Annotated in this window: 18 protein-coding genes and 1 pseudogene; 9 read left to right on the top strand and 10 right to left on the bottom strand. The window is 72.3% G+C overall.

Translation table 11 applies throughout. The features are described from left to right. Positions 1 to 10: 10 nt before the first annotated feature. Positions 11 to 1,669: a methionine--tRNA ligase gene (locus J7E97_RS13625; protein ID WP_215026481.1), complete on the bottom strand. Its 1,659-nt coding sequence runs from the start codon at positions 1,667 to 1,669 to the stop codon at positions 11 to 13. Between the two features lie 14 nt (positions 1,670 to 1,683). Continuing rightward, positions 1,684 to 2,034 carry a cupin domain-containing protein gene (locus J7E97_RS13620; protein WP_215026478.1) on the bottom strand — a complete coding sequence of 117 codons (351 nt, stop codon included), beginning with the start codon at positions 2,032 to 2,034 and terminating at the stop codon, positions 1,684 to 1,686. Between the two features lie 356 nt (positions 2,035 to 2,390). Here J7E97_RS13620 and J7E97_RS13615 point away from each other — a divergent pair, with 356 nt between their 5' ends. Then, positions 2,391 to 4,352, top strand: a complete 1,962-nt coding sequence (locus J7E97_RS13615; protein WP_215026589.1) for an NAD(P)/FAD-dependent oxidoreductase — start codon at positions 2,391 to 2,393, stop codon at positions 4,350 to 4,352. A gap of 25 nt (positions 4,353 to 4,377) precedes the next feature. On the opposite strand, the gene J7E97_RS13610 is transcribed toward J7E97_RS13615, so the two are convergent. The 3 genes from J7E97_RS13610 to J7E97_RS13600 all read right to left on the bottom strand — a co-directional run bounded on the left by J7E97_RS13610 (position 4,378) and on the right by J7E97_RS13600 (position 7,675). Beyond that, on the bottom strand, positions 4,378 to 6,318 hold the full coding sequence (locus J7E97_RS13610) for an NAD-binding lipoprotein (protein WP_215026475.1): 1,941 nt from the start codon (positions 6,316 to 6,318) through the stop codon (positions 4,378 to 4,380). A gap of 285 nt (positions 6,319 to 6,603) precedes the next feature. After that, on the bottom strand, positions 6,604 to 7,053 hold the full coding sequence (locus J7E97_RS13605) for a hypothetical protein (protein WP_374224150.1): 450 nt from the start codon (positions 7,051 to 7,053) through the stop codon (positions 6,604 to 6,606). 118 nt (positions 7,054 to 7,171) lie between these two features. Continuing rightward, positions 7,172 to 7,675 (bottom strand): hypothetical protein, encoded by a 504-nt coding sequence (locus J7E97_RS13600; RefSeq protein WP_215026472.1) that lies wholly within the window; start codon positions 7,673 to 7,675, stop codon positions 7,172 to 7,174. 276 nt (positions 7,676 to 7,951) lie between these two features. On the opposite strand from J7E97_RS13600, the gene J7E97_RS13595 reads away from it, so the two are divergent. The 3 genes and pseudogenes from J7E97_RS13595 to J7E97_RS36600 all read left to right on the top strand — a co-directional run bounded on the left by J7E97_RS13595 (position 7,952) and on the right by J7E97_RS36600 (position 13,625). Further along, entirely contained in the window at positions 7,952 to 10,609 is a 2,658-nt protein-coding gene (locus tag J7E97_RS13595) for a tetratricopeptide repeat protein (RefSeq protein WP_251054440.1), read from the top strand. Between the two features lie 58 nt (positions 10,610 to 10,667). After that, positions 10,668 to 11,050, top strand: a pseudogene (locus J7E97_RS13590) (6-pyruvoyl tetrahydropterin synthase family protein). A 67-nt stretch (positions 11,051 to 11,117) separates the two neighbouring features. Then, on the top strand, positions 11,118 to 13,625 hold the full coding sequence (locus J7E97_RS36600) for an MDR family MFS transporter (protein WP_215026466.1): 2,508 nt from the start codon (positions 11,118 to 11,120) through the stop codon (positions 13,623 to 13,625). Positions 13,626 to 13,668: 43 nt separating this feature from the next. Here J7E97_RS36600 and J7E97_RS13580 read toward each other — a convergent pair whose 3' ends face one another. Next, positions 13,669 to 14,454: a VOC family protein gene (locus J7E97_RS13580; protein WP_215026464.1), complete on the bottom strand. Its 786-nt coding sequence runs from the start codon at positions 14,452 to 14,454 to the stop codon at positions 13,669 to 13,671. 185 nt (positions 14,455 to 14,639) lie between these two features. On the opposite strand from J7E97_RS13580, the gene J7E97_RS13575 reads away from it, so the two are divergent. Continuing rightward, positions 14,640 to 15,491, top strand: coding sequence for a sulfurtransferase (locus tag J7E97_RS13575; RefSeq protein ID WP_215026461.1), 852 nt, complete (start codon positions 14,640 to 14,642; stop codon positions 15,489 to 15,491). A gap of 220 nt (positions 15,492 to 15,711) precedes the next feature. Here J7E97_RS13575 and sepH read toward each other — a convergent pair whose 3' ends face one another. Next, positions 15,712 to 16,725: a septation protein SepH gene (gene sepH, locus J7E97_RS13570; protein ID WP_215026459.1), complete on the bottom strand. Its 1,014-nt coding sequence runs from the start codon at positions 16,723 to 16,725 to the stop codon at positions 15,712 to 15,714. A gap of 532 nt (positions 16,726 to 17,257) precedes the next feature. Between sepH and J7E97_RS13565 the strand changes: the two genes are divergently transcribed. After that, entirely contained in the window at positions 17,258 to 18,133 is an 876-nt protein-coding gene (locus J7E97_RS13565; protein ID WP_215026456.1) for a hypothetical protein, read from the top strand. A gap of 12 nt (positions 18,134 to 18,145) precedes the next feature. Here the strand turns inward: J7E97_RS13565 and J7E97_RS13560 are convergent, their stop codons facing one another. Together J7E97_RS13560 and J7E97_RS13555 are read right to left on the bottom strand one after the other, a co-directional pair. Continuing rightward, the gene (locus tag J7E97_RS13560) at positions 18,146 to 19,480 is read right to left on the bottom strand and encodes a D-arabinono-1,4-lactone oxidase (RefSeq protein ID WP_215026453.1); all 1,335 of its coding nucleotides are present in this window, start codon (positions 19,478 to 19,480) and stop codon (positions 18,146 to 18,148) included. Continuing rightward, the gene (locus J7E97_RS13555; protein ID WP_215026585.1) at positions 19,425 to 20,687 is read right to left on the bottom strand and encodes an MFS transporter; all 1,263 of its coding nucleotides are present in this window, start codon (positions 20,685 to 20,687) and stop codon (positions 19,425 to 19,427) included. Before J7E97_RS13555 ends, J7E97_RS13560 begins: the two co-directional genes overlap by 56 nt. 169 nt (positions 20,688 to 20,856) lie before the next feature. Between J7E97_RS13555 and J7E97_RS13550 the strand changes: the two genes are divergently transcribed. Together J7E97_RS13550 and J7E97_RS13545 are read left to right on the top strand one after the other, a co-directional pair. Continuing rightward, a complete protein-coding gene (locus tag J7E97_RS13550; RefSeq protein WP_215026451.1) occupies positions 20,857 to 22,032 on the top strand; it encodes a ferrochelatase in 1,176 nt (391 codons plus the stop codon). Between the two features lie 18 nt (positions 22,033 to 22,050). Continuing rightward, positions 22,051 to 22,860 carry an inositol monophosphatase family protein gene (locus tag J7E97_RS13545; RefSeq protein ID WP_215026449.1) on the top strand — a complete coding sequence of 270 codons (810 nt, stop codon included), beginning with the start codon at positions 22,051 to 22,053 and terminating at the stop codon, positions 22,858 to 22,860. Positions 22,861 to 23,053: 193 nt separating this feature from the next. On the opposite strand, the gene J7E97_RS13540 is transcribed toward J7E97_RS13545, so the two are convergent. After that, positions 23,054 to 23,227 (bottom strand): hypothetical protein, encoded by a 174-nt coding sequence (locus J7E97_RS13540; RefSeq protein ID WP_215026447.1) that lies wholly within the window; start codon positions 23,225 to 23,227, stop codon positions 23,054 to 23,056. Between the two features lie 245 nt (positions 23,228 to 23,472). Here J7E97_RS13540 and J7E97_RS13535 point away from each other — a divergent pair, with 245 nt between their 5' ends. After that, the gene (locus J7E97_RS13535) at positions 23,473 to 24,126 is read left to right on the top strand and encodes a response regulator transcription factor (RefSeq protein WP_030008767.1); all 654 of its coding nucleotides are present in this window, start codon (positions 23,473 to 23,475) and stop codon (positions 24,124 to 24,126) included. Position 24,127 lies beyond the last annotated feature (1 nt).

The raw sequence follows: 24,127 nt of genomic DNA, 5'->3' as shown, positions 1-24,127 counted from the left end.
GTCCGGTCGGTCACGCGCCCATCACCTTGGCCTCCAGGTCGGAGGGGAGCGGCGTGAAGAAGGTGATCCCGGCAGTGGTGAGCCCGCCGGAGGGCAGGGTGCCCACGGGGCGGCGCGCGGGTTCGCCGGTGCGGCCGAGGGCCCGCCACAGGCGCGCGCCGAACTCCGGCATGACCGGCGTGGCGAGCTGGGCGAGCAGGTGGGCGGCCGCGGCCTCCGCGGCGAGCGCGGCGCCGGCCTCCGGCGAGCCGGGCCGGCTCTCGTACAACCGGCTGTGGGCCGCCGCGAAACCGCGCGCGGTCGTCACGATGTCGGTGAGGGTCCGGGCGGCGAGCTGGGGGGAGAAGCCTTCGGCCCCGTACGCGCGGTCACCCCGCTCGGCGAGGGCGGCGAGGTCCGCCAGCAGGCGGCGTTGCGCGGGTGTGGCCGGGAACGCCTCCGGTATCCGTCCGTCGAACTGGGTGGCCAGGCGGTCGAAGAGGCTCTGGAGCCACGGCTGCCAGCGGCCCGCGAGCTCTCCGTCGGCGAGCTGGCGGAACCGGGGCCAGGTGAAGTCGGTCCGTTCGTCCTCCGGCCGGTCGTGGGCGAGGACGAAGCGGGCGACGTCGGCGGGGAGATGGGTGAGCAAGTCGGACGCCCAGATGGCGTGCCGGCGGCTGGTGGAGAACTTGGCCGCTTCGAGCAGGTAGAACTCGTTGGTGACGAAGGAACTCGGCAGCCGCAGCGTCTCGTCGTACGCCATCATCAGCGCGGGGTGCAGCACGGTGTGGAAGTAGCCGTTGTCGAAGCCGAAGAACTGCACCAGTTCGGTGTCGGGATGGTTCCACACGCTCCGCCAGTCGGCGCTCTCGCCGCTCCCGGCGCCCAGGGCCTCGATGAAGGAGGCGAAGTAGCCGGGGACCATCTCGGCCCAGACGTAGATCCGCTGGTCCTCGAAGCCCTCGACGGGAACCGGCAGGCCCCAGTCGGTGGGGTGGCTGATGGGAATGTCCGGCAGCCCGTGCTCCAGCATGTTCTGGCACAGAGCCTGGAGTTGGGGGCTCATGGCGGTGCGCCGGTGGTAGGCGGTGAGCCGGTCGGCGTACTGGCCGAGGGGCAGTACCAGCCTCTCGTACTCCCGGTGGGACGGCTCGGCCCCGCACGTGGTGCAGTGCGGATCGACCAGGTCGGCGCAGACGTTGGGCCGGGCGCAGTGCTCACAGGAGTTGCCGTCGCTCGTACGCCCGCAGACCGGGCAGCCGCCGACGACGTACGCCTCGAAGAGGTACCGCTCACAGGTGTCGCAGTACAGGCACTGCTCGGTGCGCCGCTCAAGGCGCCCGCGCTCGAACAGGGTACGGATGAACGCGGACACCGTCTCCCGGTGCAACGCCGAGTGCTGGGGGCGGACGTAGGAGTCGACGGCGAAGCCGGCGGAGGCGAAGATCCCGGCGATCTCGTCCGCGAACCCCTGGGCCATTTCCAGCGGTTCGGCTCCCAGCGCCCGGGCCTTGGCCGGGACGTAGCTCTGGTGCACGTCCGAGCCGGTGGCGAAGACGCTGTGACGGCCGCGCAGCCGGCAGGCGCGTGCGTAGATGTCGGCACCGGAGTACGGGCCCGCGAGGTGCCCTAGGTGGAGGTCGCCGTTGGGGGTCGGTGGAGCCGCGGTGACGATGCTGAGCCCGGACATGCGCTGTTCACTCCTCAGAGTTCTATGTGGCCCTGGTCCGCGGGCCAGTAGATCGACAGGAAGACCAGGGGGTCGGTGCCTGCGGTGTTCCGGATGTGGTGCGGGCTGTGGCCGGGGATGAGCACGGCCATGCCGGGTGCGACCGATCGGCGCTCGTCGCCGATGACCATCTCCCCGCTGCCTTCCAGGATCAGGAAGACCTCGTTCTCCTCGTGCTCGTGCGGGTCGGTGACCCCGCCCGGCTCGACCACCGCGCGCCCGAAACCCCACGGGGCGAGCTCCTCGCCCCCCTGCGGGTAGATCTGCTGGTAGCGGATGCCGTACGCGTCGGTGAGCTCGGACTCGGTCATCGAGCGGATCAGCACTCGTCTCACCTCCAGGGCTAGGTTCCACGAAATGGGTTGCCAGGTGTGCTCTGGTTTGCTGATTGCGTTGTTACAGCCATGAATCCCCGCTGATTTCGTTGAGATCATGGTCTGGAGCCACGGGGCTGTCAAGGGGCCGGGGAGCAACGGTGCCACTCGCAACAGATGCCCCACGCGCCCCAGTTGCCCAGGAGGCCGTGGGAGCCCGTTCGAAAAAACGGGGGCGGCGCCGCCCGTACGAAACCCAGTTCGTCAGCACGGGACGGCTCGCGACGCACGTCTGGGTGGTACTTGCCCGCGCGGGGGCGTTCTGGCCGGTCGGGCCCGCGCGAGGGGCAAGAGTGTGGGTCATGATCATGGAACCCGATGCCAACTCCGAGCCCCCCGAAGCTCCTGGAACCCCTGCGGGCCCCGCGTCGGCGCCGTCCCACCGGCCCTCCCGCCGGACGGTCATCGCAGGCGCGGCCGCCGTCGCGGGCGGGGGCGCGCTGGCGGTCGCCGTCGGCTCCGCCCAGACCTCGCAGGCGGTCCCCGGCGCCGCGGTCACGGACTGGGGGACCTGCCTGACGATCGCCCGGGCCATCCTCGTAAGGGACGACGCGGACCAGCCGCTCGTGCCGCGCTACGCCGACATCCTCCTGAAGAACGGCCTGCCCCGCTCGCGCCGTTCCGGCAAGAAGGTGCTGATCGTCGGCGCCGGGCCGGCCGGCCTCACCGCCGCCCACCTCCTGCGCGAGGCCGGCCACCGGGTCACCGTCATCGAGGCCAACGCCAACCGGGTGGGTGGTCGGATCAAGACCTTCCGTACCGGCGGCCACGAGAACGCCGCCCAGCCCTTCGCCGACCCCAAGCAGTACGCCGAGGCCGGCGCGATGCGCATCCCCGACAGCCACCCGCTGGTCACCGGACTGATGGACGGCCTCGGCCTCAAGCGCCGGCGCTTCCACCTGGTCGACGTCGACGGAGCCGGCCGCCCCGCCTACCGCACGTGGATCCACGTCAACGGCATCCGCGTCCGCCGCGCCGACTACGCGCGCGCCCCGCAGGTGCTCAACCGTTCCTTCGGAGTGCCGAAGGCGTACGAGTCCGTCCCCGCCCCGCAGATCGTCCGCGACGCCTTCGCCCCGGTGCGCAAGGAGATCGAGGGCAAGAAGGACAAGGAACTCGTCGAGGGCTGGGCGCGCGTCATCCAGCGCTACGGCCACATGTCGATGTATCGCTTCCTGACGGAGGAGGCCAAGCTCGACGAGCGGACCATCGACCTGATCGGAACCGTCGAGAACCTGACTTCCCGCCTGCACCTCGCCTTCGTCCACAGCTTCATCGGCGCCTCCCTGATCAGCCCCGACACCGCCTTCTACGAACTGCCCGACGGCACGGCCACCCTGGCCGACGCTCTGTACGCCCGCGTCAAGGACCTCGTACGGCTCGACCGCCGTGCCACGCGCATCACCCACGGCGAGGGCAAGGTCACCATCGAGACCGTCTCCGAGGGCCGCGGCGGCAGTCCCGTGCGGCGCGAGACCTTCACCGGCGACACCGCCATCATCACCGTCCCCTTCTCCGGGCTGCGGCACATCCCCATCACCCCCGCGCTCTCCTACGGCAAGCGGCGCGCGGTCACCGAGCTGCACTACGACGCCGCCACCAAGGTGCTGCTCGAATTCAGCCGCCGCTGGTGGGAGTTCGACGAGGCCGACTGGAAGCGCGAGCTCGAGGCCGTGCAGCCCGGCCTCTACCGGAAGTACCAGACCGGGCAGACCCCGGCGAACGGAACCCTGCTGGGCTCCCACTCCTCCGTGCCCGAGGGCCACATCTCGGCGGGCCAGCGCTCCCACTACGCCGCCAGCCGCGTGGTCACCCGCGACCAGCCCGAGGCGGCCGGCGTCATCGGCGGCGGCTCCGCCACCGACAACCCCAACCGCTTCATGTTCCAGCCCTCCTACCCGGTCGAAGGCAGCCCCGGCGGCGTCATCCTCGCCTCCTACAGCTGGTCGGACGACGCCCTGAAGTGGGACTCCCTGGACGACGAGGAGCGCTACCCGCGCGCCCTCGCCGGAGTCCAGGAGGTGTTCGGGCAGCGCATCGAGGTGTTCTACACCGGCGTCGGCCGCACCCAGTCCTGGATGCGCGACCCGTACGCCTACGGCGAGGCGTCCGTACTGCTGCCCGGCCAGCACACCGAGCTCTTCCCCCACGTCCGCACGGCCGAGGGCAACCTGCACTTCGCCGGATGCCACACCTCCATCAAGCCCGCGTGGATCGAGGGAGCCCTGGAATCCGCGGTGCGCACCGCCCTGGAAGTGCACACGGCGTAGCGGCGCAGGGCGGGCGGGCGGCGCCTCAGCTCTCGGCGAGCACGATCAGCCAGTCCTCCTCGGAGAACCGGACCCGCTGCCGCTTGTCCGGGTTGATCCGCACCCCGTAGTCGGGGCCGGTGGCGCTCCGCGCGCGCAGCCGGTAGCCGACCGCGCATTCCCGGCGCCGCCGCGCCGACTCGACAGCGGTGGCGAACGAGACCTCATGCCCGGCCCGGACGTAGTCCGCGGCCGGCTTGAGATGGAACTCGTGTCCCGCCGCCGTGAACAACTCCTCGAAGACCGCGGCCAGATACCGGCTCTCGGAGATCTGCGTCATCAGAAGGCTGATCAGCCTGCCGCTCACGATGAAGTCCGCGCCCTCCCGGGCGGGCGCGAGGAGCCGGTTGCCGTCGTCGGACATCTCGGTGGTGAGCGAGAGTTCACGCTGCGCGGCCTCCCCGATGGCCCGCAAGTGCAGCAGGGCGACCAGCGTCCTGTCGTCCGCCCGCGCCTGCGGATCCGACACCGGGGCGAGGGCGCCGACGGGCACGTCCGGGACCTCGGGCTCCGTCTCACCGATCACGATCACACCGTCGTACGAGGGCACGTCCAGCTTGGCCAGGGTGCACGGGTCGGTGATGTCCCCGTCGTGGAAGGTCACTTCGAGGCAGGACCCGACGGGCTCGACGGCGCGGACGCCGTGCGTGGCCGCGCACGCGCCGAGTGCCACGACGTCCAGGGTGGTTCCCGGGGTCACGTACTGGTCGAGCTGCTCGATGACGAGCGGGGCGCGGCGGTTCCAGCCGAGCAGGAGCAATCGCTCCGCCCGGGCGGTGCGGGGAGCGCCCGTCACGATGGCGTCCTCCTCGACATGGGAGGCCACGTCCACCGGTAAGACCGTGTCGTCGTCGCGGGAGATGACGATGATCCGGTCGGCCGGGCCGATCGTGGCCCCCGGATCCGGATTGAGGGTGACGCTCCCGTCGGCGTGCAGCAGACCGACCGCCGAGGACGTGGCGAAGCACAGCAGCACCTCGCCGAACGTACGCCCCACGAGGCCCTCGGCGGCGGCCGGGTAGAACTCGTCGCCCTCGAAATCCAGCAACTCCGAGTAGACGAGCGAGAGACCGGGCTGCCGGGCCGTCTGGACGAGGAGCCGGGCGACGATGTCGTCGACGCACAGGACATGCCCGAAGGGCCCCGCGGCCAGCCTGGCGGTCACGTGGTTGCGGGAGTCGCGGACGGCGGCGATCACCACCGGTGCCTCCTCGCCGGGCCCGGGGACGGCCGCGTCGAGGGCGAGCAGCGTCTTGACGACATGAGCGTCCCCGGTGTCCCCCGTGGGAGGCAGCACCAGCACCGCCTTCGCCGTTCGCGGACTCACCCGGCCCAGCTCCGTGGGGTCGGTGGTGCTCCCGTTGCGGCAGATGATCCGCGTCCTGCCGCTGTCGCCGACGCGCGCGGAGATCTCGTCCTCCATCCACACCTTGTCCTGCGGGGCGAGCACGGCGATGGCGGAGCGACGCTGGTTCGCGTGGGCGGCCACCAGCTCGCCGATCACGGGGAACACCTGGTCCGACCAGCCCAGTACGACGGTGTGCCCGGTCTCCAGCACGGTGGAGTGACCGAGGCGCAGCGACATGATGCGCCGGTTGATGCCCGTCGTGATCAGACCGACCAGGGTCGACACGAAGAGCAGCGCCACCAGCGCGAGCGCTACGGACGCCAGCACGTAGAGCGGGGAGCCGACCGCGCCCCCGATCTTCAAGGTCTGACCGACGCTGACCCACACGGCGGTGAGCCGGCCGGAGAGCGTCGCCGGAGCGGCCCGGTCGGACCAGACGAGGACCATGCTCGCCGGAACGACGACGGCGAGGCAGGCCAGGGCGAGCCAGCCGATGAGCGCGGTCGTTCCCCCCGAGACCAGATGGTCGAAGCGGTACCGGAGGCGGAGCCGGAGTGACGCCGTGTGCTGCTGCGCCACACGAACTCCCGTACATGAGTCGACGCGCCGATCGGAGCGGCTGCCCGCCACCCCCGGAGTCACCCTAGGCAGAACTCCGCTCCCGCCCCCCTCGAACCCCGCCGACCTCACCCAGAGGTATGAACCCGCCACGGGCGCGTGCCCGGTGATGACGGCGGCCGAGGGGGTTGCTGCTCGCCGGGGGGCTTTCGGGCGCGGTTCACGGCGGGGCGACGGCGCGCCGATTGCCGGGGTCTCGCCCCGGCAATCGATGGTGCGGCGCGCGGCCGCGGTGGGGATTTCCGATCAGGCCGTGGTGGGACGGCCGTTGCTCGTGCCCGTGCACAGGGCCCAGATGACGAAGGTGCCGATGGCGATCGAGATGAGTGCCCAGATCGGCGTGTAGGGAAGCCACATGAAGTTGAGGATGATGTCCAGCGCGGCGATCGCCACACCCGCCATCCGGGCCCATGCCACACCCTTGAGGATGCCCGCGCCGACGACGGCGAGCACGATGCCCACGATGAGGTGGATCCAGCCCCACGCCGTGACGTCGAATTTGAAGGTGTAGTCGCCGATGCGCGTGTAGACGTCGTCCTCAGCGATACCGGCGATCCCCTTCAGGATGCCGAGGACGCCTTCGACGAGCATCAGGACACCGGCGAACATCGTGCCGCCCGCTGCCCACGCACTGTGCCCGGCCGTGGGGTCCTGACTTCGGGGGGCTCTGCTGGGGGGCGTCGTTGTCTGTGCCACGAGAAGCTCCTTCGTCGGGCGGGACGCCGTGGGTCCGGCGTCCCGCCCAGCGTCCGCGGGGGGAGCGCGCAGCGACATCGGAGCGCAGCCGTTCGGGTGAATCCTTCGCCGCGCGGGCTCAGTAGCGCAGGGCCTTCCCGGTCTCCGCCTTGACCGTGCCCGACAGGGTGTGGGTGCTGCGCGCGGTGCCCTCGCCGGTCGCGTTCGCGGCCACGTCGGAGACCGTCACCACCACGGTGTCCAGAAGCTTGCCGCCCTCGTCCTTGAAGTCCACCTGCACGGCGAAGGACTTCGGCGAACCTTCCGTGTTCTTGGCCGAGACCGACACCGTGGTGCGACCGTCCGCGTCCTTCGCGGGCGCACCCAGCGTGACGTCGTCCTTCGCGTCGATGCCGTCCTTGACCTCGGACAGCTTGTCCTTCGCGACGGCTGCCGCCGATTCGACCGCGTCCGACGCCTCGGAGGCGGCCGAGGAGACCACCGCGCCCGCCGATGCCACGGCGGACGCTGCCTCCGAGGCCGCCGCGGACGGACCGTCCCCGTCCGAACAACCCGCGGCGGCCGACACCAGCACCACCAACCCCACACCGGCCGCCAGCCCGCGCCCGCGTACACCCGCCATCACGCCTCCCTGATCGTTCGTCTCCCTCCAGTCAAGGCCCGCAGGGACCGGCCCGCCCGCCCGGCCCGCCATCCGAGTGAGGACCCGTACGGTCAGGCCGTTCATCGTCAGCGGTACACCTCCTCGGAATGCGTCGATTTCGCCGAGCCGCGGGCGGCCCGGGCCCGCATGATCTACCGTGATCAGCGCGTGCCGATGTGGGCTGGGAAGCTCCGCGCGAGCCATGGGACGGGGGGACGTGTGGTGCCGATCGGATTCGTCGATCGCGTGGAACACATGGAGGAACTGCGCTCGGTCCTGACGGCGCTTTCGGAAGGCCGTGGCGGCCGGGCCCTCGCCTTCGACAGCGTGTCGGGAATGGGCAAGTCCGCACTGCTGAGGGCGTTCGAGGCCGAGACCGCCGCGTCGCCCGGTGCCGCGAGGCACCGGATCGTCTCCACCACCTGCCAGCCCGGAATCGGACCGGACCTGATGTACGGGCCGGTGCTCGATCTGCTCCTGAAGCTCGGCGAGGACCAGGAACCCAAGCGGCGCGGCGTCTTCCGCAGGATGCTCGGCGCCACCGGACAGGGAGTGGTCCGGTCCGCGCCGGAGGTGCTGTCCGCGATCGTCCCCGGCCTCGGCGCGGTGTTCACCCTGGGCAGGGAGATCACCGAGGCCTCGCTCGATTCCGGGTCCATGCCCTTCGACAGCCTGTTGCCCTTCCGGCACGCGGCCGCGCTGCGGATCGTGGACGGTCTGCTGGAGGTGGTCCGGCAGGGGCCGCCGACCGTACTCGTGATCGACGACGTCCAGCACATCGACGAGAGCAGCCAGTTCGTCCTCGACCAGCTCCTGCGCAAACTGCCGCAGGAGCAACTCGCCCTGGTGCTCAGCCACACCAGCGACGGGGCGTACGCGGACGGCCGGGAATCGAAGGTGGAGGCGCTGCTGCACCGCTGGTCCACCGAGGGACTGCTCCGCCGCAGGACGATGCGCGGGCTGCCCGAGGACGCCATCGCCGAACTCGTCGCCCAGCGGCACCCGGCGGCCCCCTCCGCCCTCTCGCACCGGCTCGCGGAGCTGACGGGGGGTCATGCCATCTTCGTGACGCTCTGCCTGGACGAGTGGAGCCCCGACCACGGGGCCGACGTGGCCCTGCCGCCCAGCCTCGCGCGGGTGGTGGAGGAGCGGTTGCGCACGCTCACCGACCAGGACCGCGCACTGCTCGCCACCGGGGCCGCCCAAGGGGACGTGTTCCTCTCGGGAACGGTCGCGGAGGTCACCGGCCTGTCACACGACGTCGTGATGGAACGGCTGCGTCTGATCGCCCGGGACCACCGACTGATCGTGCCCGAGTCGCCTCCCGGATGGGCGCGCTGGGAATCGGCGGACTGCTACCGCTTCGAGCACCGCGCGCTATGGCGCGTGGTCTACGGGCAGCAGAGCGCCGAGCAGATGCGCTCGCGGCACGCGCGCATCGCGGCGGCACTGGGCCGGGCGCGACCGGAGACCGCCTCCCTGGAGCGGCGGCTCGAGATCGCGCGCCACCTCAGGCGCGGCGGTCCCGCCTGTCTCAAGGCCTCGGCCGACGCCCACTTCGCGCTCGCCCGCGACGCGGCCACGGACGGGCTGTCGTTCTCCGAGGCCGAGCGGCACTGCGAAGAGGTGATCAAGGCCACCCGTGAGCTGCCGACGGGCGCCGAGGGCCGGGACCGCCGTTTCGTACAGGCGGTGGAGCTGCTCCTCTCGCTGACCGAGGTGCGCTGGCGAGGGCAGAGCCGGCCCGCGGGCGGTCCGGACATCGACGACCTGGCCGCCGAGGCGGAGGCCGCGGCGACCCGGTGCGCGGAGCCCGGACTGGCCGTCCGGGCGACCCTGCTGCGCGGCAAGACGCTGCTCGCCACGCAGGGACTCGTACCTTCACTGGCCAAGCTGGCCGCCGCCGTGGAGCTGGCCGAGCGGCACGGGGACCCGGTCGCCCTCTTCGTGGCCCGCGTCGAATACGGCCGCCAGGTCTCCAAGCGCAACCTCGCCGAGGGCCTGGCGCAACTCCGGGAGGCGGAACGCATGTACGCCTCGGACCCGCGCCTGGGCGGCAGCGGCGAGCCGGTCCTGCAGCACGCCCGCAACCTGGGGGAGATGCAGCTCGGCATCACCCTCTTCGACAGCGGGCACCTGACCGAGGCGCTGACGAGGCTGACCCGGTGCGTCGCGCGGCTGCGGAACGAACCGCTGAAGGCGGAGCTGCCCATAGCGCTCAACTACCTCGCCCAGGTGTACGTGGGCCTCGGCGACCACGGCAAGGCGGAGGAGGCGCTGCGCGAAGCGCTCGCCTTCGAGGCGGACCGCGGCGGTGACAGCGCCTGGCACGCCTACAACGTCGCGCTTCTCGCGCGCCTGGTCACGCGCCGCTCGCAAGGCCGGGACGAGAGCCGCCGGCTGATCGTCGAGGCCTGGGCGGAGACCGAGCGGACCTGGCTGGCCAATCTGGTCCCGATCGTGCGGAACCTCTACGCGGAAGTCCTGCTCGACCACGCGGGCGCGTACGGGGAGCAGCTCGACGAGGCGGAACGGCTGGCGGTCGCGACCTGTGTCGAGACGCGGCGCAGCGGCATGGTGCGCAGCGAGATCGCCGCGCATTGCCTGCGCAGCCGGATCCTCGTGCGCAAGGGCGACGTGGAAGCGGCCGAGGAGCACGCGCGGGAGGCCCTGCGCATCCTGGACGAGGTCGGGGACATGCCCGCGCTGCGGACCGAGGAGGTCCTCTACCACTCGTCGCTCGTCCTCGCGGCGCGCGGCTCCGGGGAGGAGGCGCGCGCCCTGCTGGAACGCGCGCGGGACGTGGTCCTGCGCAAGGCCGACCTGATCACCGACGGTGCGATGCGGGAGCGCTTCCTGGTGGGCGTTCCCCTCAACCGCGCCATCCTGGGAGACGGCGAGGCCGATCGGTGACGCGCGAAGCACTCGTACCGGGAGGAGTTCCGCCACTCGCGGGCGGACTGGGGTGGCCATGCTGACGATCACCAAGGAGTTCCACTTCTCCGCCAGCCACGTACTCGACCGGCTGCCGGGCTGGCACCCGTGTGCCCGCATGCACGGGCACAACTACGTGGTGGTGATCGAGCTCCGCGGCCGCCGGGAGGAGCTCACGGAGGCGGGCTTCGTACGGGACTACCGGGATCTCGACGCGTTCAAGAAGTGGATGGACGAGACCCTGGACCACCGGCACTTGAATGAGTCGATGGGGGGGTCTCACCCTCGGCGGAGAACCTCGCCGTCTGGATCTTCGACCTCTGGGCGGAGCGGATCCCGGAGCTCACGGCGGTCAGGATTTCAGAGACGCCCAAGACCTGGGCGGAATACCGGCCCGAGGGCCGGCCCGGGTCGGGATGAGCTGATTCGCGTTACCCGTTCGGGTGAAGGGCCCCCTTCGCTTGGATAGTTGGACTATCTTTCCCTCGTGGATCAGCTGAATGCCGAAGACCCGACCCGCATCGGTCCGTACCGCCTCATCGCCCGGCTGGGCGCGGGCGGCATGGGCCTGGTCTATCTCGGGCGCTCCGAGGGCGGGCGCACCGTCGCCGTCAAGGTCGTACAGGCGGATCACGCGGGGAACCCCGAGTTCCGCAGGCGCTTCGCCCGTGAGGTGGCCGCAGCGCGCCGGGTGGGCGGGAGCTGGACGGCGGACGTGCTCGACGCCGATCCCGAGGCCGCCGTGCCGTGGGTGGCGACCCAGTACATCCCCGGACCCGATCTGCACACGGTGGTGGCCAAGGACTTCGGGCCGTTGCCCGAGCACTCGGTCCACACCCTCGCCAACCGCCTCGCGCTCGCCCTGCAGGCCGTGCACGAGGCGGGTCTCATCCACCGCGACCTCAAGCCGTCCAACGTCCTCGTCACCGTCGACGGCCCCCGCGTCATCGACTTCGGCATCGCGCGGGCGATGGAGAGCCTCGCCGGGGACAGCCTGCTCACCCGCACCGGCACGCTCATCGGCTCCGCCGGCTTCATGTCTCCGGAACAGGTCCGCGGCCTCGAACTCACCCCCGCCAGCGACGTCTTCTGCCTGGGCGCCGTCCTCGTCTACGCCGCCACCGGACGCCTGCTCTTCGGCGCCGGGGACACCGGGCTGAACGCCCACCTCTTCCGCGTCGCCGAGGAGGAGCCGGACCTGACGGGCGTACCGCCGACGCTGGTCGATCTCGTCCGCGCCTGCCTGCACAAGAACCCGGCCGAGCGGCCCACCCCCCAGCAGGTGGCCGCGCGCACGGCCACGGACCAGGCGCCGGAATGGCTGCCGGGCGCGGTGCTGGCCCAACTCGGCCGTCACGCCGCCCAGTTGCTGGACTACGCGCCCGCGACTCCGGCAGCGCCACCGGCACCCGCCGCGCAGCCGGACCCCCGGGTCCAGCCCGCGCAGTCCTACCCGCTGCCTCCCGCGTACGCCCCGACGGGGCTCCAACCCTTCGTCCCGGCACAGGGATTCGGGCCGCCCCCGGGCGCCGCCTGGCCCCCGGCTCCGTCCGCCGGTCCCTTCACGGAGCCGGTCCAGGACTCCCCGGCCCCGCACGCCCGGCGCTGGCGGGGCTTGGCGGTGGCCGTCCTGGTGCAGTTGCTGGTGATCTCCGAAGCGACGGTCTTCAACTTGGCGACGCCGTCCGTCCACGCCGACCTCGGCCTCGACTTCGACGCCGTGCGCGCTGTGTTCACCGTCTACGCCGTAGCCTTCGCGGCCCTGCTGCTGCCCGGCGGGCACCTCGCCGACCTCCTGGGGCGCAGAACGACATTGATCATCGGTCTGGCCGGATTCGCGGCGGCCTCCGTGCTCGGCGCCTCGGCCCCGAACTCCGCCCTGCTGATCTGCGCCCGCATCCTGCAAGGCGTCTTCGGCGCGCTGCTGACCCCGTCCGCGCTCGCCCTGGTGGTCGCGGGCTTCACCGACCGCGGGGAACGCCGCCGGGCCTTCGGGGTCTACGCCGCTTTCGCCGGCGGGAGTTCGGTCCTCGGGCTGCTCGCGGGCGGCTGGCTCCGCGAGTTCACGAGCTGGCGCGTGAGCCCGCTCGCGTCCGTCCTCATCACCGCCATCATCCTGGTCCTCACGCTCACCCTGCCGCGCGAGCACCACGGCCCGGCCCGTGTCCGCCCCGACGCCCCCGGCCTGCTGCTCGGCTCCGGCGCGCTCGCGGCCCTCGCCTACGGCCTCGCCGAAGGCGGGACGCGCGGCTGGGCCGTCCCCCTGGTCCTGGTCCCGCTGGTGGCCGGCGCCGCGCTGCTCGCGGCCTTCCTCGTGCGGCAGGCCGCGGCGTCCGGCCCGATGCTCCCGTCGGACTTCTTCAAGGACCGTGACCGCCTCGGCTGCCTGCTCGCCATGGTCCTGGCCGGCGCCGGCACCGTCGTCCTCTTCTCGTTCCTGAGCTCCTACCTGCTGTACGTCCTCGGGCACGCACCGACCCCGGCCGGTGCGCTCCTCCTCCCCCTCTTCGGAGCGCTCCTCGTCGGCGCCACCCAGGTCTCCGCTCGGCTGGCGCACCGGGCCGCGCCCGGGGTCCTGATCGCGGCGGGGCTGCTGCTCACGGCCGTCGGAATGGCGATCCTGGCCCTCCTCGAGGGCGGCGACGAGTACGCGGCGCAGGTGCTGCCCGGCACGCTCCTCACCGGCCTCGGCCTCGGTATGGCCCTGATGCCGATCCTCGCCACCGCGACGGCGGGCATCGCCCCGCGGCACGCCGGCGCGGCCTCGGCCGCGGTCCTCACGGCCCAGCAGCTGGGCGGAACCGTCGGTGGCCTGCTGTTCACCGCGGTCCTCGGCGCCTCCACGCACACCGGGCCGGTGTCGGTGAGCGGCTGGACCGACACCCTGTGGTGGGCCGCCGGCGGCATGGCCCTCGCCGCACTGATCGCCGGCCCGACGGTCCGGACCAATGAGCCCCGGGACGCCGTACCCCAGGCTGCCGCGCGGCCCCGGTAGCCCGCCGCGAACGGTGCGGCGGACCGGCCGGAGGGCCCCGCGGTCAGGGCCGGCCGTGCACCAGGGTGAAGACGGCGCCCTCCGGGTCCGCGACCGTGGCCAGGCGGCCGCTCAGGCCGTCGCGCGGCGGCTGGACGATCCGGCCGCCGAGCCGCACGACGCGGTCGGCGGCGGCGTCGGTGTCCTCCACCTCGAAGTACGTCATCCAGTGCGGCCCGCGGTCGTGCGGCAGGGACCGGCCGACCCCGTGGACGGCGGCCACCGGCCGCCCCCGGAGGAGCAGCGTGAGGTAGTCGAAGTCGGCGGAGGCGGTGGAGTGCTGGCGGGCCTCGTGGCCGAAGACGTGCTCGTAGAACTTGCCGACCGTCGAGGTGTCCTGCGTGATCAGCTCGTTCCACACCGGGGTGCCCGGGGTCCCGGCCCGCCGGGTGCCGAGGTGGGCCTCGGCCTGCCAGAGTCCGAAGATCGCGCCGAGCGGGTCCGAGCAGATGGCCACCCGCCCGGCGGCGCCCGCGTCCAGCGGTCCCACCGCGACCGTGCCGCCGCAGGAACGGATCGCCTCGGCCGTGGCGTCGGCGTCGTCCGTGGCGATGTACGTGGTCCAGGCCACCGGGAGATGGCGGTCCGGCGGCAGCTCGCCGATGCCTGCCACCTCGCGGCCGTCGAGCATGGCCCGGACGTACCGGCCCAGCTGGTCGGGGCCGGGCTCGTACTCCCAGCCGAACAGGTCGGCGTAGAACTCCTCCGTGGTATCGAGGCTGTGCACCATCAGGCTCGACCAGCACGGCGTGCCGGGCGTGCGCCGCGTTGCTTCCAATGCCTCGGTCATGTCAGCCGTCTCCTCCGTGGAAATGCTCGTGGGGCTTCCCGGAGCTGATGCTTGCACCCCGAGAGGATTGGCGCGCCCCGACCCGGCCGGGTTTCGCTTGAGCCGGGAGAGATGACCGAATCGGTGCGGCCCGTCGATGTCCGATTTGTTACGTGGGATGCCTCGAGGGGAGCAAAATGACCCGCATGACCGCGATCCCGAGCTCCCCGCTGCTCTCGGCAGCCGATCTGAAGACCGAGCTGGCCGGCCCCAGGCCGCCGGTCCTGCTGGACGTGCGCTGGCAGCTCGGCGGCCCGAACCAGCGGCCCGCGTACGAGGCGGGTCACCTGCCGGGGGCCGTCTACGTCGACCTCGACGCGGAACTGGCCGGTCCCGCGGGGTCGGGCGGACGGCACCCGCTACCGGATCCGGAGGAGTTCGGAGCGGTGATGAGGCGGGCCGGGGTCTCGGCGGGCGTGCCGGTCGTCGTGTACGACGGCGGCCAGGGCTGGGCGGCGGCGCGCGCGTGGTGGCTGTTGCGCTGGACGGGTCATGCGCAGGTACGGGTACTGGACGGGGGGCTGGCCGCGTGGACCGCCGCCGGCGGGTCGGTATCGGCCGGGACCGTGGCCGCGCGAGAAGGCGATTTCAAGCCAAATCCGGGTGCGATCGGACTGCTGAACGCGGACGAAGCGGCCGCGCTGGCCCGGTCGGGGGTCCTGCTGGACGCGCGGGCGGGGGAGCGCTATCGGGGCGAGGTCGAACCGATCGACCCGGTCGGGGGCCACATCCCCGGCGCGGTGTCGGCGCCGACCACGCAGAACGTGGGGCCGGACGGACTCTTCCTGGCACCGGACGTCCTGCGCGCGCGGTTCGAGGCCCTGGGCGCGGGCGGCTCCGCCGGGGTCGGCGTTTACTGCGGCTCCGGAGTCTCGGGAGCCCACGAGGTCCTGGCCCTGTCGGTGGCGGGCATCCCCGCGGCCCTGTACGCGGGAAGCTGGTCCCAGTGGTCCGCGGACCCGTCCCGCCCGGTGGCGGTGGGGCCCGAACGAGGCTGACGCGAATGCGGATACCGGTGGGGCCGGGCCGAAGCACCCGCCTCGGCCCGGCCCCCCGCGCCTCAATCACCGACGGGGCCGAACCTTGCCACCGCGCAGTGCGGGTCCGCTTCCGGGGGCCAGCCCCCGGACCCCCGCGCGTCAAACGCCGGCGGGGCTGGATCTGCCCAGCGCCGTGTCCGCCGTGCGGGTCCGTGCCGGGAGCCAGTCCCCGGGGCGGTTACTCCTGCTTTTTGCGGCGGGTGCCGAAGACGATTTCGTCCCAGCTCGGGACCGCCGCGCGCCGGCCGGGGCGGACGCCGTCGGCTTCCGCCTGGCGGTCCGTGGTGCCCGTCAGGCGGTCGCGGTGGCCCGCCACCGTGCGCGGCATCAGGACGTCCGCGTACGCGGTCCCCGCCCCGGCCGCCGAGGCCGCCGCCGGTTCCTCCGGCTCCGGTTCCTCCACCGGCTCCGGAACCACGAGGTCGCCGCGGAAGCTCGGTACCGCCTCCAGCAGGCTCGTCAGCGTGTCCCGTTCCTCCTCCGACTCCGCAGAAGGAGGAGGCGGCGGGGCGATCGGGCGTTCCAGCTGGCGGTCCAGCGCACGGTCCAGCGGCCTGTCCCGGGGCAGCCGCGCGATCCTCGGCACGAACGGGAAGCTCGGCTCCGGCGTCGCCGGCAGGTCGTCCGACTCGCCGATCAGGGAGCGGGCTTCGTCGTCCACGGCCACGACCAGCCGGCGCGGCGGGTCGTACGTCCAGCTCGCCGAGTGCGGTTCGCCCGCGACCCGGTACACCAGGAGGACTTCCCATGTGCCGTCGTCGCGGCGCCAGGAGTCCCACTGGACGGTTTCCTTCTCGGCCCCGCGCAGCGTCAGCCGCTCCTGCACGGCCTCGCCGAGCTGGGGTCCGGTGTTCTCGCCGGGCCGGCGCACGGGGGTCTTGCGGGCCCGCTCCGCCATGAACGCGCGCTCCGCGAGCACGGGACCCTCGAAGCGGCGTACCCGGTCGACGGGGATGCCGGCGAGCTGAGCGACCTCCTCCGCGGAGGCACCGGCCCGTATGCGGGCCTGGATGTCACGGGGGCGGAGGTGGCTCTCGACCTCGATCTCGATCTGGTTCAGGCGCGCACGGTCATTGCGCACGGCAGCCCGTAGACGCTCGTCGATCGGAAGCGTGTACTCCGTGCTGTCCGCAGCCTTGAGCACCAGTCGTGTGCCGTCATTTGAGACGGCCACGACACGCAGTTCGGGCATGGGGACCTCCCGGGTGGTGCCTGCCGACGTCACGTGCGTCGCTGCTTCCGCTAGTCGAGTGTGGCCTGCCCGGGTGCAGCCTGCCACTACCTTGCCGAGTTAAACCGGCGTGTCGGGCATGCGCCCTTGATCGCTGTTATGGCACGGTTACCTGTTGGGCACGCACAGTGACCGAACGATTACTGTGCGCAGCAGGATCCCGTGCAATACCGCGGCATCACCGGTCTCGAGTGCCGTTTATCCATCAGCCGGCCCCCTCTCCCGGGTCCGGACATCCGTAAGGAAGGACGGCCCCAGGGCTCGCCACAGTACTCCATTCGGGCCACCTGGGTGGACCGCCGCGCCGCCGAACTTGTCTCGGACGGCGGGAGTTGGGCTGCCCCGGAACGGGGCCGGATCCGTACTGACCTGGGCGTGTGCCCCTTTCCGGGTGTCCTGCTTCACAGAATCTCCGGAAATGGAACTATCTGTTTCGCTCAGGTGTCAGTAACTGGAGGAAGAGGCGAAGCGCGAGAGGCGGGACACGCACGGGATGGCGATGGGTCAGAAGGCGCTGCCGGACAACGGGCCGGAGCAGGAGAAGGAGAAGAAGAAGCTCGACCTGAGTGCGGCTCAGGTAGCGGGTTCTTCCCTCGCCACCGTCGCGGCGGCCCTGCTCGCCTCGCAGATGGGCGTCTACGGGACCATCCTCGGCGCCGGTGTGGTGAGCGTGGTGGCGACCGCCGGCGGCCCCGTCATCCAGCACTTCTTCCGGCGCACCGGCGACCAGTTGCGCGAGTCCGCCCGCCCGAAGAGCCGTCAGGTGGAGGTGGAGGGGCCGCGCGGGGAGCCCCGCGGGGCGCGGGTGCCCGACGGCACCATGGTGCTGCGCCAGGGCGCGCCCCCGCAGGCCGGGATCTCCGAGGAGTTCGGCGAGGCAACCGTGCACGGAAAGTTCGGCGAGGCCACGGTGCACGGAAGTCGCGTACGGGGCCGGAAGCGCACGGCGATCGCCTCCGCACTGGCGTTCGCCATCGCGCTGGGCGGCATAGGGGCCTACGAGGCCGTCGCCGACACCTCCGTCAGCAAGGGCGGCGGGACCGTCTTCTCCGGCGGCACCCGGAAGGCGGGCAACGACCGGCCCGCCGCGCCCGAGGGCGGGACCGGGGGCGGGACCGGCGGGGCGGGCGCGGGCGGGAAGAGCCCGGAGACCGGGAGCTCCCCGAGTTCCCCGCACCCGAAGGGGAGCCCGAGTCCGTCGCCCGACCCGGACTCCTCGCCGTCCCCCGGCACGTCGCCGAGCCCGACGCCGCCGAAGCCGGACCCGACGCCGAGCCCCACGCCCCCGACGTCCCCGACGCCGGGCACCGGCCAGGCGACACCGGGCGGCGGCGGCAGTACCGGCCCGGCCTCGACGCCGACCCCTTGAGGCGGATCCGGGTCAGTCTCCCAGTACCCGCCGCAGGTAGTCGTTGCCGAACACCCGGTCCGGGTCCAGCCGGTCCCGGAGCGCGGTGAACTCGCCGAAGCGCGGGTACACCCGGGCGAAGTACTCCGCGTCCCGCGTGTGCACCTTGCCCCAGTGCGGCCGCCCGCCGTGCGCCGTGAAGATGTGCTCGGCGGCGGTGAAGTAGGCCTGGTAGGGGGTGCCCTTGTACATGTGCACCGCGATGTACGCGCTCTCGCGCCCCGAGGCCGTCGACAGGGTGATGTCGTCCGCCGGAGCCGTCCGCACCTCCACCGGGAAGCTGATCCGCAGGTCGGAGCGGTCGACCATGGCCTTCAGCTCCCGTAGCGCCTCGACGACCCGCTCGCGCGGGAGGGCGTACTCCATCTCCACGAACCGGACCCGGCGCGGGCTGGTGAACACCTTGTACGGGATGTCCGTGTAGGTCCGCGCCGACAGGGCGCGGCTCGCGATCCGGGCGATGGAGGGGATGGCCGCCGGGACCGCGCGGCCGAGGGAGTTGACCGCCTGGAAGAGGCCGTTGGACAGCAGCTCGTCCTCGACCCAGGCGCCGACCGCTCCGGGCGGGGCGGCGGGGCCCAGACTGCGGTTGTTCCGCTTGGTGTTGCAGTTGCCGGTGTGCGGGAACCAGTAGAACTCGAAATGCTCGTTCTCCGCGTGGTGCTGGTCGAACTCCGCGGTCACCCGGTCGAAGGCCATCGGCTCCTCACGGGCGGTCAGGAAGAAGAGCGGCTCCACGGCGAAGGTGATGGAGGTGACCACGCCGAGCGCGCCGATGCCGAGCCGGGCGGCCGCGAAGACCTCCGGATTCTCCTTCTCGGAGCACGTCATCAGCCGTCCGTCCGCGGTGACCAGTTCCAGGCCGCGGATCTGGGCCGCGATGGAGGCCGAGTCGCGGCCGGTGCCGTGGGTTCCGGTGCTGGTGGCACCGGAGACCGTCTGTTCCATGATGTCGCCCATGTTCGTGAGCGACAGGCCTTCCTTGGCGAGGGCCAGGTTGAGGTCCTTGAGGACCGTGCCCGCCGCCACGGTCACGGTGCCGGCGGTCCGGTCGATCGCCTGGATCCCGGCCAGCGCCTGCGGGCGCACGAGCACCCCGTCGGTCGCGGCGGCCGCGGTGAAGGAGTGGCCGGTGCCGACCGCCTTCACCTTCAGCCCGTCCGCGGCGGCCCGGCGGACCGCCTCCTGGAGCTCCCCGACCGAGGCCGGGCTCACCACGCGCGCGGGCGTGGCGCTGACGTTGCCCGCCCAGTTATGCCACGCGGCGGTCCGTGGTCCGCTCTTGCCTGCTGTCCCCGTCGTCGCCATCGCTGACGCGCTCCTCCCCTTGCGCCGACCTCGTCAGCCGGCGGTAACCCGCGAACGCGACCGCCGCCGCGGCGGTCCCCGCCGAGATGGAGACGACGTACCCGGTCTTCGCGCCGGCCGCGTCGATGACCCAGCCGGCCGCGGAGGACCCGAGCGCGACTCCGACCGCGAGGCCGGTGCTGATCCAGGTCATGCCCTCGGTCAGCTTCGCGCGTGGTACGTGCGCCTCGATCAGGGCCATCGTGGTGATCATCGTGGGAGCGATGGCGAGGCCCGAGACGAAGAGCGCCACGGCCAGAAACGGAAGGTTCCCGGCCAGTAGGAGGGGGATCATACTCACGGCCATCGCACATATGCCCAGCACCCATCTGCGTTCGGCCTTGCCCTTGAGGTGCAGCAGGCCGAAGACGATGCCCGCGAGGCAGGAACCGACCGCCCAGATGGCGAGGATGAAGCTGGCGGCGGCCTTGTGGCCCTGTTCCTCGGCGAAGGCCAGGGTGACCACGTCGATGGAGCCGAAAATGGCCCCGGTGGCCACGAAGGTGGCCATGAGCACCTGGAGGCCGGGAGCGCGCAGCGCCGAGGTCCGGTCGGTGTCCTCGCCGCGCGGGTGAGGGGTCGGTTCGGTGGCGCGCTGCGCGGTCAGCCACCACACGCCGACCAGGAGGCAGACCCCGGCGACCAGCGGGCCGGCCTCGGGGAACCACGTGGTGGACAGCCCGATGGCGATGATCGGGCCGAAGATGAAGCAGACCTCGTCGAGGACGGACTCCAGGGAGTACGCCGTGTGCAGGTCGCGGGGGGAGTCCCGGTAGATGGCCGTCCACCGGGCGCGGATCATCGAGCCGACGCTCGGTACGCAGCCCGCCAGCCCGGAGAAGAGGAACAGGGTCCACTCGGGGGCGTCGTTGGCCGCGCAGAGCAGCAGGCCGCAGACGGCGAGGAGCGCGAGCAGGGTCGCGGGGCGCAGCACGCGCCGCTGGCCGTACTGGTCGACCAGGCGGGAGACCTGGGGGCCGATGACGGCGGCGGAGAGCGCGAGGGTGGCGGTGAGCGCGCCGGCCAGCGAGTACCGGCCGGTCAGCTCGGAGATCATCGTGAGGATGCCGACGCCGACCATCGACAGGGGGAGCCGGCCTATGAGGCCGGCGGCGCTGAACGACCGGCTTCCCGGGGCGGCGAATATCGCGCGGTAGGGACTGGGCAAGTTGCCCTCCGTAAAGGACGTCATTGGCCCATACAGGTTACGACCGCACGCAAGGCGCCCGCACGGGGAAGAACCGACAGCAAGTAAGGCTGACCTTACCTTCGTCGTCGGGAGTTGCGGCGCCGGGCCCGTTACCCGGCCGGCGTCGGCGGGTGGCAGGATTCGAACCATGTCCGACCAGCTCCGCGCCTCTGCTCCCGGCTCGGCCGAAGGCCCTGCCGCCCCCTACGACGCCCTCCTGCTGCTGTCCTTCGGCGGCCCCGAGGGGCCCGAAGACGTCGTGCCCTTCCTGGAGAACGTCACGCGAGGGCGGGGCATCCCGCGCGAGCGGCTCAAGGAGGTCGGCAAGCACTACTTCGGCTTCGGCGGGGTCAGCCCCATCAACGCGCAGAACCGCGAGCTGCTGGCCGCGCTGCGCAAGGACTTCGCGGAGCACGGACTGGACCTGCCCGTCTACTGGGGCAACCGCAACTGGGCCCCGTACCTGAACGACGTGATGCGCGAGATGGCCGCCGACGGCCGCCGCCGCATCGCCGTCCTCGCGACCAGCGCGTACGCCTCGTACTCGGGCTGCCGGCAGTACCGCGAGAACCTCGCCGACGCGCTCGCGCTGCTCGCCCGGGACGGCGTGCCCGAGGCCGAGCTGCCCAAGACCGACAAGCTGCGCCACTACTTCAACCATCCCGGCTTCGTGCAGCCCATGATCGACGGGGTGCTCGCCGCGCTGGAGTCGCTGCCCGCCGAGGTCCGCTCCGGTGCCCGGCTGGCCTTCACCACCCACTCCATCCCGATCGTGGCCGCCGACACCTCGGGCCCCGCCGCGGACCACACCGGCGACGGCGGGGGCGGCGCCTACGTCAAGCAGCACCTGGACGTCGCGAAGGTGATCGCCGACGCGGTCCGGGCCGAGACCGGCACCGAACTGCCCTGGGAGCTCGTCTACCAGTCGCGCAGCGGCGCCCCGCACGTCCCGTGGCTGGAGCCGGACATCTGCGACCACTTGGAGGCCCTGCACGAGGCGGGCGCCCCGGCGGTCGTCATGGTGCCGATCGGCTTCGTCTCGGACCACATGGAGGTCCTCTACGACCTCGACACGGAGGCGACGGCGAAGGCCGCCGAGCTGGGGCTGCCCGTCGCCCGGTCGGCGACGGTCGGCGCCGACCCCCGGTTCGCGGCGGCCGTACGGGACCTCGTGCTGGAGCGGGCCGCGGCGGAACGCGGCGAGCCCGTGGAGCGTTGCGCGCTCGGGCTCCTCGGAGCGAGTCATGATCTGTGTGCCGTGGGCTGCTGCCCGGCACGGGGACCCCGGCCCGCGGCCGCGGGCGTGGACAGTCCGTACGCGTAGGGAGTGGAGCCGGCTGTGATGTCCGAGATTTCCGAAGAACTGAAGACCGAGCTGCTGGACGTGGCCCTGGAGGCGGCCGCCCGGGCGGGCGCGCTGCTGCGGGACGGCCGGCCGGCCGATCTGGCCGTCGCGGCGACCAAGTCGAGCCCGATCGACGTGGTCACCGAGATGGACATCGCGGCGGAGAAGCTGATCACCGGGATCCTCGGCGAGCGGCGGCCCGAGGACGGGCTGCTCGGCGAGGAGGGCTCCGACACCGCCGGGACGAGCGGCGTGCGCTGGGTCATCGACCCGCTGGACGGCACCGTGAACTACCTCTACGGGCTGCCGAGCTGGGGCGTGTCCATCGCGGCCGAGTACCTCGGGGAGACCGTGGCCGGCGTGGTGGCGGCCCCGATGCGCGGGGAGACGTACCACGCGGTGCTCGGGCGCGGTGCGTGGATGGGCACGACCCGGCTCGCGTGCCGCCCCGCGGCGCCGCTGGACCAGGCGCTGATCAGCACCGGGTTCGCGTACGTGCAGTCCCGCCGGGCCCACCAGGCCGACGTGGTCCAGCGGATCATCCCGCTCGTGCGGGACATCCGGCGCGGCGGCTCGGCGGCGCTGGACCTGTGCGACGTGGCCGCCGGCCGCCTCGACGGCCACTTCGAGCGCGGGCTCAACCCGTGGGACCTGGCGGCGGGGGACCTCATCGCGCGGGAGGCGGGAGCCCTCACCGGCGGCCGGCCCGGGCAGCGCGCCTCGCTGGAGCTGACCCTGGCCGCCGGACCGGCGGTCTTCGCCTCGCTCCAGCCGCTGCTGGAGGAGGCCGGGGCCTGGCACGACTGAGCGGCCCCGGCCGCCACCAGGCGGCCGCCGCAGGCCCGTAGGGACGCGTGGAGACGCACGGGACAGGGCGTGAAGGAACCCCGGCGGCCGGATGGCGGCTGCCGGGGTTCGAGGGGTCCGGGGTCGAGGCGTCGGGGGTTCGAGGCGTCCGGGGTGTGCGTGCGGGCCTACCGGGGACCGGTCGGCCGGGTGGTCAGCAGGCGGGGACGGAGACGGGAACTCCGTGCTCGGCGGCGAGGCGCTGGAGGTCTTCCAGCTCCGCCTGTTCCACTTCCACGAGGAAGTCGTCGCCCGACTCGCGGGCCTGCCTGAGGTCCGACTGCGTGCTCCTGATGCGCTGCAGGAGTCCCGCGGTGAATGCGTCCATGGGGTTCGCCCCCTCTTCGTGGGTCGTCGGCGGCACGTGGCAGCCCGCCATCGGGGAGTGTTCGGGGTGTGCTGTCGTCCTCCCCGGCGCTCCGCGCTCAGAAACCTCATAGGGCGAGGGAATCCTCACTTCCGTCCCCGCGTACGCCCCGTGTGGCGTCTTACAGCCGGTTTACGGCCGAAAGGGGCAGGATGGACGACGCACCACACACGCCTGCCCTGACGGGCTCTGAGGAAGGAAACGACGTGCGCGTACTCGTCGTCGAGGACGAGCAGCTGCTCGCCGATGCGGTTGCCACCGGACTGCGGCGGGAGGCGATGGCCGTGGACGTCGTGTACGACGGCGCCGCGGCCCTGGAGCGCGTCGGAGTGAACGACTACGACGTGGTCGTGCTCGACCGGGACCTCCCGCTCGTGCACGGTGACGACGTCTGCCGGAAGATCGTCGAGCTCGGCATGCCCACGCGCGTGCTCATGCTGACGGCGTCCGGCGACGTGAGCGACCGGGTCGAGGGCCTGGAACTCGGCGCGGACGACTACCTGCCCAAGCCCTTCGCGTTCACGGAGCTGACCGCCCGGGTGCGGGCGCTCGGGCGCCGTACCACCGTGGCGCTGCCTCCCGTGCTGGAGCGTGCCGGGATCAAGCTGGACCCGAACCGGCGCGAGGTGTTCCGCGAGGGCAAGGAGGTGCAGCTGGCGCCGAAGGAGTTCGCGGTGCTGGAGGTCCTCATGCGCAGCGAGGGCACCGTCGTGTCCGCCGAGCAGCTCCTGGAGAAGGCGTGGGACGAGAACACCGACCCGTTCACCAACGTGGTGCGCGTGACGGTGATGACGCTGCGGCGCAAGCTGGGCGAGCCGCCGGTCATCGTGACCGTCCCGGGTTCCGGCTACCGGATCTGAC

Origin of the sequence: Streptomyces sp. ISL-66 (assembly GCF_018614135.1) — a bacterium.
Classification (GTDB): domain Bacteria; phylum Actinomycetota; class Actinomycetes; order Streptomycetales; family Streptomycetaceae; genus Streptomyces.
Note: the sequence above shows the minus strand (reverse complement) of the source record. Positions and strands in the feature narration are given on the sequence as shown.